We start from the raw sequence: 12,672 nt of genomic DNA, 5'->3' as shown, positions 1-12,672 counted from the left end.
CATGGCAGAGAGCGAAGGTCAGGAAAGAACAGAAGACGCCACACCCCGAAGGCAGGAGCAGGCGCGGGAAAAGGGCCAAGTACCGCGCTCAAGAGAACTGGCTTCGGTTTCCGTATTGGTCGTTGGTGCCATCAGTTTGATGTGGTTCGGACAAGCGCTGGGCGAAGCCTTGATGGCATTAATGACGCGCCTATTCTCTTTGTCACGCGCCGAGATCTTTGACAGCTCAGAGCTGATGCTGGTGGTGGTCGGTGAGCTACTGCATTTGATTCTGCCACTTGGGCTGATCTTGATTGTGCTCTTTATCTCCGGCCTCGTAGGGGCGGCCGGGCTCGGTGGGGTGAGTTTCTCGTGGGAGGCTGCACGGCCTAAACTGTCGAAAATGAGTCCGCTTTCTGGCTTTAAACGCATGTTTGGTACCCAGGGATTGGTCGAGTTATTGAAGTCGGTTCTCAAAGTCGTGTTGGTGGCGGGTGTGGCCGCATACTTGGTTTATATCAACCTAGAGGACTTCTTCGAGCTGACCATTGATACCTTCCCCAGCAACCTCTATCACGCGCTCGATATATTACTTAACTTCGTTCTGTTGGTGTGCTGCTCCCTGTTGGTTGTGGTAGTCATCGATGTGCCATTTCAAATTTGGCAACACAATGAGCAGCTCAAAATGACCAAACAGGAGGTCAAAGACGAGCATAAAGAAACCGAGGGCAGCCCAGAAGTGAAAGGGCGAATTCGCATGTTGCAGCGGGAAATGGCCCAGCGCCGAATGATGGCTGACGTGCCCCAAGCGGATGTGGTGGTCACTAACCCTGAACATTATTCCGTGGCGTTGCGCTACAACAGTGATATGGATAGCGCGCCCGTGGTGATCGCCAAAGGATCCGACTTTACCGCATTGAAAATACGAGAAATTGCCGCTGAATATGATATTGCCATCGTTCCTGCTCCCCCGCTGGCGCGGGCATTGTATTTTAGCACGGAGCTTGAGCAACAGATCCCTGACGGTTTGTTTACCGCCGTCGCTCAGGTTCTTGCGTATGTCTTCCAGTTAAAGCAATACAAAAAAGGACGAGGTCGACGGCCCACGCGTCCTGATGACGCTTATTTACCTATCCCTACCGATTTACAACATGACTAAGCGTCGCCGAGCGCGACAATGTCAGCGCAGTGCCAAAATGCTGACACTTTACGAGCTTTTTTTGGCGTAAAACTTGCTTCCTCTGCATTCCCGTTTTGAGTATACGCGGCACCAGGCCCGCGTTCACCAATCATGGATTTGAACGCTTAACATGTTAAAAGCCAACTGGCGATTGCCATTTTCTGACAAAGTGCCTTACCACAGGTTAGGAGCGATGCCGGCTATCGGTGCGCCAGCACTGGTATTAGCGACCTTAGCGATGGTGGTGCTTCCTGTCCCGCCAATGCTGCTCGATTTAATGTTCTCGTTTAACATTGCATTGTCGCTGGTGGTACTGCTGGTTACCATTTATACACGGCGTCCACTTGAATTTGCGGCTTTCCCGGCGGTGCTGCTGATCGCAACGTTAATGCGGCTGGCTCTTAACGTTGCTTCCACGCGTGTGGTTTTGCTTTATGGGCACGAGGGCCCGGATGCAGCAGGCCAAGTGATTGGTGCCTTTGGCTCGGTGGTCATTGGCGGTAACTATGCCGTGGGTTTGGTGGTCTTTCTTATCTTGATGATCATTAACTTCATGGTCGTCACTAAAGGTGCGGGCCGGATTTCAGAGGTGACCGCGCGTTTTACCTTGGATGCATTGCCAGGTAAACAAATGGCGATTGATGCCGACTTAAACGCGGGGCTCATCGACCAAGAGCAAGCCCGGTCACGACGCCAAGAAGTCACGCAAGAAGCGGATTTCTACGGCTCGATGGATGGTGCGTCTAAATTCGTCAAAGGCGATGCCATCGCCGGTATTTTGATCCTTTTCATCAACATTGTGGGTGGTTTGTCGATCGGGATGGGGCAGCATGACTTAGGGTTTTCCGAAGCACTAGAAGTCTATACCTTATTGACCATTGGTGATGGTCTGGTTGCACAAATACCGTCTTTGCTGCTGTCGATAGGCGCCGCCATTATGGTGACGCGACAAAACACCGAAGAAGACATGGGACAGCAGGTGGTGTTCCAGCTGTTTGATAATCCGCGTGCGTTGATGATTGCCACCGGTATTTTGACGGTGATGGGGTTGGTGCCGGGCATGCCGCATTTGCCTTTCTTACTGCTGGCAGTGATTTGTGGTGGCTTAGCGTACTGGAAATACAAACAATATCAAAAAGCGCAACAAGCACCGGAGCAAACCGATCTTCCTGAGGCCGCTCCCGCCACGCCGAAAGAGCTATCGTGGGACGATGTGCAGCCGGTGGATGTTATCGGGCTAGAGGTAGGATATCGTCTGATTGCCATGGTCGATCGTGATCAGGGCGGCGAGCTGCTCGACCGAGTCAAAGGTGTACGCAAAAAACTGTCGCAAGATTTTGGTTTTTTGATCCCCCCCGTACACATTCGCGACAACCTTGAGCTGCCACCCCATAACTATCGCATCACCTTAATGGGGGTCGCGGTTGGAGAGGCCGACGTCCACCCTCAACATGAACTTGCGATCAACCCAGGTCAAGTGTTTGGCCCTATCGACGGAGAGCCCACCCAAGATCCGGCTTTCGGCCTTGAGGCGGTTTGGATTGAACCCAGCCAACGAGAGCATGCGCAAGCACTTGGTTATACCGTGGTTGACTCTGCCACTGTGTTGGCCACTCACCTTAGCCAGATGCTGACTAACAACGCCGAGCGTTTATTGGGTCACGAGGAAGCGCAAAACTTGGTGGATATGTTAGGTAAGCAGGTACCGCGCTTGGTTGAAGGACTGATCCCGGATCAAATCCCGCTCAGTGTGTTAGTCAAAGTGCTGCAGAACTTGCTCAGTGAAGCGATCCCTATCCGTGATATTCGCACCATCGTGCAAACCATGGCCGAGTACACCGGCAAGAGTCAAGATCCTGACATTTTAACCGCTGCGGTCAGGATTGCACTGCGTCGTCTGATCGTTCAAGAAATCAATGGCAGCGCCCCTGAACTGCCAGTGATCACCCTTGTTCCTGAACTGGAACAGATGTTGCATAAAACCATGCAGGCATCGGGTGGCGAGTCGACCGGGATTGAGCCGGGTTTGGCTGAGCGATTGCAATCCTCATTGGCTGACGCGACACAGCAGCAAGAGTTGCAAGGCGAGCCGGCGGTATTGCTAACGTCTGGCGTGCTAAGAGCGACATTGGCGAAATTTGTCAAAAACACAATACCGACGCTACGCGTCTTGTCTTATCAAGAAGTGCCTGATGAAAAACAAATTCGTATCGTCAATGCAGTTGGCAACAATTAACATCGTTTATGAGTAGGGCAGTGCTTTGAAAATAAAACGTTTTTTTGCAAAGGATATGAGAGCAGCATTAAGCCAAGTGAAAGAAGAACTTGGCGCTGATGCGGTGATCATGTCTAACAAAAAAGTGACTGGCGGCGTAGAAATTGTCGCGGCGGTTGATGCGGATACAGAGCCAATGCCTGATAAGCCCGCCCCAAACGCGCAGCAACAATCTGCTCAGGCTTATTCTCAGGCGCACCGCCAACTGGCGGATGATCAAGTGCAACTGCGTCAACGGCAACAGGCAGGTAGTCGTCAAAACAGTCATACTAAGCGCCCACCTCGCTTTTCCGCGATGCTGGACGAGTACCGTGAACAATCTCAGCCAGCCGAACCAGAAACAGAAGCTGACTCGCTGAGCGCCTTGCTACAACGTCAACAAAAGCAGCCAGCACGGCGCTCATCGCCATCAGGGGCTGACGACCGGCCTGCCGCGCTAGGGCGCGGTTATGAGCCGCGTCGCCAGCTAAAAAGCAACAACCGCTCGGACTGGCAAAATACCACCACCAAACCCAACGGCGGGGCCGCTTCTCCACCAAAACCGAAGCTTGATCCCTCTCGGTTTGAGGGGCGTCAATCTCAGGCTTCGCATCAAGAAATTGATGCAATGCGTCAAGAAATGGCCTCCATTAGAAGCCTGTTAGAGCATCAATTGTCGGGGCTGATGTGGCAAGAGGTAGAGCGGCGAGAGCCGCTGCGCGCCATGCTCATCAAACGCCTAGAGCGCATGGGACTCTCGTCCGAGCTAGCGGATCAATTGGCCTGTTATATTCCAGAAGAGACACCACCGAATGAGGCGTGGCAAGCGCTCCTTGACCTAGTGGCGGATCAGGTGATCACGGTTGATGAGAATATGCTAGAAACTGGCGGGGTGATTGCACTGCTGGGTCCGACTGGGGTAGGAAAAACCACCACGATTGCCAAGCTGGCGGCGCGAGCCGCGATGGAGTTTGGCCCTGAAGATATTGCCTTGGTGACCACAGACACATTCCGTATCGGTGCCCATGAGCAGTTAGCCACATACGGCCGTATCCTTGGCTGTCCTGTTAAAGTGGCTAAAGATGCTGATGAACTTGCCGACATCCTTTATCAGCTGCGTCATAGACGCTTGATATTGCTAGATACCGCTGGAATGGGGCAGCGTGATCTTCGCTTGTCGGAACAGCTCGATACCCTGATGCAAAACAGTGGCTCCCATATCCGTAGCCTGCTGGTGTTACCGGCGACGTCACAACGCCGCGTTTTACAAGAAACCATTGAACATTTTCGCCGTATCCCGTTATCGGGATGTGTTCTGACCAAACTCGATGAATCGCTCAGCCTCGGTGAACTGTTGTGTGTCACCATCGAAAATGCCCTGCCTGTGGCCTATTTAGCCGACGGGCAACGTGTGCCGGAAGATATCCGCCAAGCCACGGGACAGTTCCTGGTTGCAAAAGCCAGCGACATGTTGGAATCAGGTGCGGATCAGCACAGTCACTTCTGGAACAGTGATGTCCCAGAGTCGAATGGGGCGGACTTTTATGATTGAGACAAGCATGCAAGATCAAGCAAGCGGCCTGCGCCGTTTAACCAATCCGTCACGCACCAAGGTTATTACCGTAACCGGGGGAAAAGGTGGCGTAGGGAAAACCAATGTCACACTGGGAATGGCCGCGTCTATGGCCCGCCAAGGTAAAAAGGTCATGGTGCTAGATGCCGACCTTGGTCTCGCCAATGTGGATGTGTTACTTGGCCTAAGAGCGGGTAAGAATCTGTCTCATGTGCTTCAAGGCGTCTGTGATCTGAAAGATATTATTCTCGAAGGTCCTCACGGTATGAAAATCGTACCTGCATCGTCTGGTCTTCAAGGTATGACAGAGCTAACACCGGCGCAACATGCTGGTTTAATTCGCGCTTTTGGTACACTCGAAGAAGAGGTTGATGTACTCTTAGTGGATACTGCCGCGGGGATTTCAGACATGGTACTGAGCTTTTCGCGCGCCGCACAAGATGTCGTCATTGTGGTCTGTGATGAACCTACATCAATTACTGATGCGTATGCATTGATTAAAGTACTCAGCCGTGAGCATGGTGTGACACGCTTTAAAGTTGTTGCAAATATGGTCAGAAGCTACCGTGAAGGACGAGACTTGTTCACAAAATTAACGCGAGTCACTGAAAGGTTTCTCAATGCTAATCTAGAATTAGTAGCATGTGTTCCCGTTGACGAAAGGGTGAGGCAAGCAGTGAGAAAACAAAAAGTTGTCATTGACGCATTTCCTCGCTCGCCCGCATCATTGGCGATGAGTGCGTTGGCGAACAAAGCGCTGACTTGGCCGGTGCCGCGAAATCCGGGAGGCCATCTGGAGTTTTTTGTTGAGCGGTTGCTGATCAAAAATGATGACGCAGGAGAGTTAATTCGTGAATAGAGCGCTCACGTATAGCCGCACAGGGGCAGATCGCCAAGCGGTACTTGAGCGTTATTCGAGTTTGGTCAAGCGCATCGCGCATCACTTGATGGGGCGCTTGCCACCGAGTGTTCAAGTAGAAGATTTGATCCAAGCTGGTATGGTCGGCCTCCTTGAGGCACAGCAAAATTATGACCCTTCTAAAGGGGCGAGTTTTGAAACTTATGCCGGTATTCGAATTCGCGGTGCTATGCTGGATGATATGCGCCGCGGTGACTGGGTGCCACGGTCTGTCCACAAGGCGAGTCGTTCAATCAGTGATGCCATCGCATCACTAGAAAAAGCGTTAGGTCGGGATCCAACCGACGTGGAGGTGGCTGAAAAGCTTGATATGAGCTTAGAGCAGTATCATCAGGCGCTTAACGATGTAAACTGTGGGCGTTTGATCGGGATGGATGATCTGGGCGTCTCTGAAGATGCATTCACAACAGAGAGCCATCGTAACGACAACACTCCCTTTCAGGGTGTTGCGGAAGACAGTTTCAAAGCTGCATTAGCGGCGGCGATCAAAAGTCTTCCTGAAAGAGAGGCACTAGTGCTATCTCTTTATTATGATGAGGAATTAAACCTCAAAGAGATAGGCGCAGTGATAGGGGTCAGCGAATCCCGGGTCTGTCAGATTCAAAGTCAGGCTACGCAACGTTTGAGAGCTAAGCTATCCGCTTGGCATAGTGAGTAAGTAACTGTTTCGACAATAAAACGAGACCTCACCGGAGGCAACCTTGGATAAAAACATGAAAATTCTCGTTGTTGATGATTTTTCAACAATGCGCCGTATCGTAAAGAATCTTCTTCGTGACTTAGGTTTCAACAATACCGTTGAAGCGGATGACGGCTTAACCGCGCTGCCAATCCTCAAAAAAGGCGGTATTGATTTTGTCGTGACCGATTGGAATATGCCTGGTATGCAGGGGATCGATTTGCTTAAAGAAATCCGTAAAGACGGCGATCTTAAGCACCTGCCTGTATTGATGATCACCGCTGAGGCGAAGCGCGAGCAGATTGTAGAAGCCGCGCAAGCAGGGGTGAATGGTTACATTGTTAAACCTTTTACTGCCGCTACGTTGAAAGAGAAGCTCGACAAAATTTTCGAGCGTATGTAAACAGTAAGCGCACAGTAAGAAGGAACCGCCATGATCAATCTGGACCAAGCGAAACAATTGGTCGCGTATCTTGAAAACGGAGAGCAAGATAACGCTAATACGCTTCTTACCGAGATAGCGAAAGAAGCGCGTGACCCACTGTTTAATGAAGTGGGAAAGCTCACCCGCCAATTACATGACTCGATTACTGACTTTCGTTTGGATCCTAGAGTGAGTGATTTGGCCAACGTGGATATCCCTGACGCTCGCGACAGGCTCACGTATGTCATGCAGAAAACCGAATTGGCCGCCAACAAAACCATGGATTCGGTTGAACGAACCATGCCAATCGCGAGCGAGCTACAAGACAACTTGCAAGCCGTTCGTCCCAACTGGAACAGCCTGATGCGCGGTGAGATTGCCTTGGATGAGTTCAAGTCATTGTGCCACAACATTGACGAACTCTTGACCCAAGTAGAAGGGGGCGCGACGGAATTGCACGCGCACCTGACTGAAATCCTCATGGCACAAGACTTTCAAGACTTAACCGGCCAAGTGATTCGGCGCGTGATTGAATTGGTGCAAGAAGTTGAGCAACAGCTGGTTGAAATACTGACGGCCTTTGGCATGGAGAGCGCTGCGATTGACGCAGCATCGGCGAAAAAAGCAGATGATACCACCGATAAGTCAGCCCCTGAGGGTCCTGTGATTCACCCTGAAGAGCGCGATGACGTGGTTCACAGCCAAGATGATGTTGACGATTTATTATCGAGTTTGGGTTTTTAGAGGTGCGCTATGAGCTTTGAGATGGATGAAGAAATCCTTCAGGACTTTTTGATTGAAGCGGGAGAGATCCTCGAGCAGATGTCTGAGCAGCTGGTCGATTTGGAGCGTGCCCCTGATGACGCAGACTTACTAAACAGTATTTTTCGCGGCTTCCACACCGTAAAAGGTGGCGCGGGCTTTCTTGGCTTAAATGCGTTGGTCGATACGTGCCACGGTGCTGAAAACGTCTTTGATAACTTGCGTAATCACGGACGTGAGTTGACATCGGATGTGATGGATACCATTTTGCAGGCACTGGATACCGTGAATGATCAATTCGCTGCGGTACAAAATCGCGAAGAGCCTGTGCCAGCCGATGGTGCCTTGCTCGAAGCACTTCACCGCTATGCCAAGCCTGCCAGTGAAGATGAAGCGGCGGCAGAAGCGTCAGCCCCTGAACCCGATCCTGAGCCAGAACCGGCCCCTGAACCCGATCCCGAGCCAGAACCTGAGACGCCCGCCAGTGACGCAGCGAGTCAGGATGACGGTGCGATCAGTGGCGACTCCGTGGATGAGATCACCCAAGATGAATTCGACAAACTGCTCGATCAGCTCCATGGTGAGGGAAAAGCCCCCACAGCGTCTGACACCCAATCATCAGAAAAGCCTGAAGTGGTAGAAAGTACCGAGGCTGACAGCGGCGATATTACCGACGATGAGTTCGAAAAGCTGCTAGATGACTTGCACGGTGCAGGTAAAGGGCCTGCTGCCTCGCCAAGTGAGGGAGAGGAATCGGCCCCCGCGGCCCCCGCGGCGTCTGATGCGTCAACGTCGGCATCACAGTCAGGTAGTGATGAGCTGATTGATGATGACGAGTTCGAAAAGCTCTTGGATGATTTGCATGGTAAAGGCAAAGGGCCCGCCGCTGAAGCGGATAAAGCGAAAGCGGATGCCGACAAGGTAGATGCGCAAGCTAAGCCTGAGCCTAAACCTGAACCTGCCGCCCCAGCTAAAAAAGCGAGCAAGCCAGAACCAGCCAAAGAAAGCACACCGAAAAGTGCAGGCGCGGGCGGCAAAGCCCCTGCGGCGGCAGAAAAAGCGCCAGAGAAAAAGCCACCAGCCGCGCCTCAGCAAGAGCAAACCGTGCGAGTCAATACCTCCACGCTTGACGGCATTATGAATATGGTCGGTGAATTGGTATTGGTGCGTAACCGCTTAGTGAGTCTGGGCCAAAGCAGTAACGATGAAAGCATGGCCAAAGCGGTCACCAACCTAGACGTGGTCACCGCCGACTTGCAAGGCGCGGTGATGAAAACGCGTATGCAGCCAATCAAAAAAGTATTTGGCCGCTTTCCCCGAGTGGTGCGTGATTTATCGCGTAGCTTGAAAAAAGAAATTGTCTTGGAAATGCAGGGCGAAGAGACCGACCTGGATAAAAACCTGGTCGAGGCCCTAGCGGATCCTATGGTCCACTTAGTACGTAACTCGGTGGATCACGGTATTGAAATGCCTGATGAACGCGAGAAAGCAGGCAAACCTCGAGTCGGTACTATCACCCTAAAAGCGTCGCAGGAAGGGGACCATATTCTTCTCACCATCGCTGATGATGGGGGAGGCATGGATGCTGAGAAGTTAAAGAGTATCGCGGTTGAGCGCGGTGTACTTGATGCAGAAGCGGCGGCACGCCTCACCAATAATGAAGCCTACAACCTGATTTTTGCGCCCGGGTTCTCGACCAAGACAGAAGTCTCTGATATCTCTGGTCGGGGTGTGGGGATGGATGTGGTTAAAACTGGCATCACCAAGCTCAACGGTTCCATTAATATCGACTCTGAGTTAGGTCGAGGGACAGTCCTGGAAATCAAGGTGCCATTGACGCTGGCAATATTGCCAACCTTGATGGTAGGCGTTGGTGAAAATCCGTTTGCCTTCCCGCTGTCGAATGTCAGTGAAATTATCAGCTTGGACATGTCCAAAACCAACACGGTGGATGGACAGCTTACCTTGATTGTTCGAGACAAAGCCATCCCGATTTTTTTCTTGCAAGATTGGCTGTGCAGAAGCGCAACCGATATCGATAAAACCAAAGGCCACGTGGTGATCGTGCAAATCGCGCATCAACGCATCGCGTTTGTAGTAGACACCTTGTTTGGTCAAGAGGAAGTGGTCATCAAGCCGCTTGACGAACTACTTCAAGGAACACCCGGAATGGCAGGGGCCACCATCACCAGTGATGGCCATATTGCATTAATTCTGGATGTGCCCAACCTGTTGAAACACTACGCAGGTTAATTTGAGAAAAGGACGCCCATGGCAGTAAAAGTATTGGTGGTAGATGACTCCAGCTTCTTCCGTCGCCGCGTGAGTGAAATCATCAATGCCGACCCGAGAATGGAGGTCATTGATAGCGCGGTAAATGGTAAAGAGGCTGTAGAAAAAACCGCGCAACTGAAGCCAGATGTTGTCACTATGGATGTGGAGATGCCAGTACTCGATGGTATCTCGGCGGTGCGTCAAATCATGGCGCAAACGCCAACACCGATTCTAATGTTTTCATCGCTGACGCATGACGGGGCGAAAGCCACGTTGGATGCGCTTGAGGCCGGCGCGCTCGACTTTCTTCCTAAAAAGTTCGAGGATATTGCTCGTAACCGCGAAGAAGCGACCAGTTTACTGCAACAGCGTGTACTCGAAATTGCGCGTAAACGGCCGGTACTTCGACGCGCCACACGTCCAGCGTCCACTAGCGGTACTGGGCAAACAGCGTCGCCAGCGGGCGGTGTACGTACGCCCGCGCGCCCAGCGTCACGCCCCGCGGTGGGGACGAGTTCGTCGTCCAAGGCGCCAGCGCGATTTACCGCGACAGGGAAACGTTACCAAGTGATGGCAATTGGCACGTCGACTGGGGGGCCTGTTGCGCTGCAAAAAGTACTCACCAAATTGCCCGCTAACTTTCCGCTGCCGATTATTTTGATTCAACACATGCCGGCAACATTTACATCGGCATTTGCACAGCGCCTCAATGGGCTGAGCAAAATTACGGTCGTTGAAGCGAAAGATGGTGACACCCTCAAACCCGGGCACGCGTACTTGGCGCCAGGTGGGATGCAGATGATGATTGATGGCAGGCCGGGGGCCGCACGCCTAAAAATTTTAGATGGCGGCGAGCGAATGAATTACAAACCCTGTGTTGATGTGACCTTTGGCTCTGCCGCCAAAATATATGGCGATAAAGTCTTGTCCATGGTGTTAACGGGGATGGGAGCGGATGGCCGAGAAGGGGCGCGGATGCTAAAAAGCGCCGGTGCCACTATCTGGGCCCAAGATGAGGAAAGCTGCGTGGTTTATGGCATGCCGCAAGCCGTGGCGAAAGCGGGGATATCGTCGGAAGACTTACCGCTGGAGAGGATCGCTGAACGCATATTGGTTGAGCTAAATTTAAAATAAGGAGTGGGGCTTGATAGTCTGGAGTATCGCCAACCAAAAGGGCGGTGTTGGTAAGACAACCACCACGGTGACATTGGCAGGATTGATCAGTGAGCGTAAGAAACGTGTCCTGCTGGTGGATACGGATCCACACGCCTCGCTCTCGACCTATTTGAACTTTGATTCAGAGCAGTTACCCGCTAGCTTATTTGATTTGTTTCAATTACAGACCGTCAATAAAGAGACGGTGCAGCCACTTATCGTCAAAACGCAGTTTGAAAACATGGACTTAATTCCCGCGCATATGTCGCTGGCAACCTTGGACCGTGTAATGGGCAACCGGGGTGGCATGGGGCTGGTATTGAAAAAAGCGCTGGATGCGTTGGCCGATGATTATGACTATGTGTTGATCGACTGCCCACCGATTTTGGGCGTGATGATGGTCAATGCCCTAGCGGCCAGCCACCGTGTGCTGATCCCGGTTCAGACCGAGTTTTTGGCGATGAAAGGGTTAGAGCGTATGATGCGCACGTTACAGATCATGCAAAAGTCTCGTAGCGCCGACTTTAATCTTACTATCATTCCAACCATGTATGACAAGCGTACGCGGGCATCGTTGGAAACGCTGCAGGAGCTTAAAATTCGCTATAGCGACCAGGTATGGGCGTCAGCCGTGCCCATCGACACCAAGTTTCGGGATGCGAGCTTAAAGCATATGCCCGCGTCATTCTACGCGAAAAATTGCCGCGGTGTGTTTGCCTACAAAACTCTATTAACCTATTTGGAGCGACTGGAGCAGGATGAACAAGCATAACGCCCTATCCAGTGGTCAAGCGCTCGACGATTACTTTGAGGCTCTGCTGGATGATTTAGGCGAAGTGGCACAACCAAGCGAGCAGCTTGGAGAGCCTGAGCGCGATAAACCGCAGGTGTCGTCTGCATCGTACCTTGATGAGCAGGCGCCGCAGCTGCAGCCACAGCCTGTTATGGACGCGGGAACACCTGAGCCGGTCGCGTATGCTGAGCCGGAACGTGACTTGGCGGAAGTCGAGCGGTTGCTTGCGCAACTGAAAGTGGATGAAGAGGCGGAGCTGGAAGCGAAAACAGCCACTCAGACCCAGGAAGACGTTGGCCAAGAGACGGCCGAGCAGGTTGTGGATCAAGCACAGGAGCCAACCACTGAAACCTATACCCTGGCAGATTGGGGCCTGGATGCTGAGGAGCAGGTTGAGGTAGACGAGGCGGTCCCAGAGGTAGAAACTCTTACCGAGACCGAGACCGAGACCGAGACCGAGACCGAGACCGAGACCGAGACCGAGACCGAGACCGAGACCGAGACCGAGACCGAGACCGAGACCGAGACCGAGGCGTACGTCGATGTCGCGGTAGAAGCAGAACAAGCCGTAACCGAACTTGATCCTGAGGCCGTTGTAGAGCAACGGCACCAGAAGAGCAGAACCAAGAACAGGCACAAGCCAAAACGCACGACAGAGACGCACTACACCCGCCTAACAA

Annotated in this window: 10 protein-coding genes and 1 pseudogene; all 11 read left to right on the top strand. The window is 52.2% G+C overall.

Annotated elements, in window-relative coordinates; translation table 11 throughout:
* The first annotated feature begins 1 nt into the window (after position 1).
* Positions 2-1,138, top strand: a complete 1,137-nt coding sequence (gene flhB, locus BGL48_RS13675; RefSeq protein ID WP_069363185.1) for a flagellar biosynthesis protein FlhB — start codon at positions 2-4, stop codon at positions 1,136-1,138.
* 151 nt (positions 1,139-1,289) lie between these two features.
* On the top strand, positions 1,290-3,395 hold the full coding sequence (flhA, locus tag BGL48_RS13670; protein WP_069363184.1) for a flagellar biosynthesis protein FlhA: 2,106 nt from the start codon (positions 1,290-1,292) through the stop codon (positions 3,393-3,395).
* Between the two features lie 55 nt (positions 3,396-3,450).
* On the top strand, positions 3,451-4,965 hold the full coding sequence (gene flhF, locus BGL48_RS13665) for a flagellar biosynthesis protein FlhF (RefSeq protein WP_369801980.1): 1,515 nt from the start codon (positions 3,451-3,453) through the stop codon (positions 4,963-4,965).
* Entirely contained in the window at positions 4,958-5,845 is an 888-nt protein-coding gene (locus BGL48_RS13660) for a MinD/ParA family protein (RefSeq protein ID WP_069363182.1), read from the top strand. The genes flhF and BGL48_RS13660 overlap by 8 nt, the downstream gene beginning before the upstream one ends.
* Positions 5,838-6,563, top strand: coding sequence for an RNA polymerase sigma factor FliA (locus tag BGL48_RS13655; RefSeq protein WP_069363181.1), 726 nt, complete (start codon positions 5,838-5,840; stop codon positions 6,561-6,563). The genes BGL48_RS13660 and BGL48_RS13655 overlap by 8 nt, the downstream gene beginning before the upstream one ends.
* Before the next feature lie 55 nt (positions 6,564-6,618).
* Positions 6,619-6,987 (top strand): chemotaxis response regulator CheY, encoded by a 369-nt coding sequence (cheY, locus tag BGL48_RS13650; protein ID WP_046074931.1) that lies wholly within the window; start codon positions 6,619-6,621, stop codon positions 6,985-6,987.
* 30 nt (positions 6,988-7,017) lie between these two features.
* On the top strand, positions 7,018-7,752 hold the full coding sequence (locus tag BGL48_RS13645) for a protein phosphatase CheZ (RefSeq protein ID WP_069363180.1): 735 nt from the start codon (positions 7,018-7,020) through the stop codon (positions 7,750-7,752).
* A 9-nt stretch (positions 7,753-7,761) separates the two neighbouring features.
* Positions 7,762-10,023 (top strand): chemotaxis protein CheA, encoded by a 2,262-nt coding sequence (locus tag BGL48_RS13640; RefSeq protein WP_069363179.1) that lies wholly within the window; start codon positions 7,762-7,764, stop codon positions 10,021-10,023.
* 18 nt (positions 10,024-10,041) lie between these two features.
* Positions 10,042-11,178 carry a protein-glutamate methylesterase/protein-glutamine glutaminase gene (locus BGL48_RS13635; RefSeq protein ID WP_069363178.1) on the top strand — a complete coding sequence of 379 codons (1,137 nt, stop codon included), beginning with the start codon at positions 10,042-10,044 and terminating at the stop codon, positions 11,176-11,178.
* Between the two features lie 10 nt (positions 11,179-11,188).
* Positions 11,189-11,971, top strand: coding sequence for a ParA family protein (locus BGL48_RS13630; protein WP_069363177.1), 783 nt, complete (start codon positions 11,189-11,191; stop codon positions 11,969-11,971).
* A pseudogene (locus BGL48_RS16305) lies at positions 11,958-12,672 on the top strand (hypothetical protein); the annotation flags it as partial. The gene BGL48_RS13630 and the pseudogene BGL48_RS16305, both read left to right, overlap by 14 nt.

This window comes from Salinivibrio sp. SS3, from assembly GCF_001722105.1.
Classification (GTDB): domain Bacteria; phylum Pseudomonadota; class Gammaproteobacteria; order Enterobacterales; family Vibrionaceae; genus Salinivibrio; species Salinivibrio kushneri.
The sequence above is the reverse complement of the archived record's forward strand: the minus strand, read 5'-3'. Positions and strand labels throughout refer to the sequence as shown.

What these genes read in the sequence shown, in the direction of transcription:
- cheY (WP_046074931.1), top strand. Translation starts at nt 6,619, where the DNA reads ATGAAAATTCTCGTTGTTGATGATTTTTCAACAATGCGCCGTATCGTA.
- BGL48_RS13635 (WP_069363178.1), top strand. Translation starts at nt 10,042, where the DNA reads ATGGCAGTAAAAGTATTGGTGGTAGATGACTCCAGCTTCTTCCGTCGC.
- BGL48_RS13645 (WP_069363180.1), top strand. Translation starts at nt 7,018, where the DNA reads ATGATCAATCTGGACCAAGCGAAACAATTGGTCGCGTATCTTGAAAAC.
- flhB (WP_069363185.1), top strand. Translation starts at nt 2, where the DNA reads ATGGCAGAGAGCGAAGGTCAGGAAAGAACAGAAGACGCCACACCCCGA.
- BGL48_RS13660 (WP_069363182.1), top strand. Translation starts at nt 4,958, where the DNA reads ATGATTGAGACAAGCATGCAAGATCAAGCAAGCGGCCTGCGCCGTTTA.
- BGL48_RS13640 (WP_069363179.1), top strand. Translation starts at nt 7,762, where the DNA reads ATGAGCTTTGAGATGGATGAAGAAATCCTTCAGGACTTTTTGATTGAA.
- flhA (WP_069363184.1), top strand. Translation starts at nt 1,290, where the DNA reads ATGTTAAAAGCCAACTGGCGATTGCCATTTTCTGACAAAGTGCCTTAC.
- flhF (WP_369801980.1), top strand. Translation starts at nt 3,451, where the DNA reads ATGAGAGCAGCATTAAGCCAAGTGAAAGAAGAACTTGGCGCTGATGCG.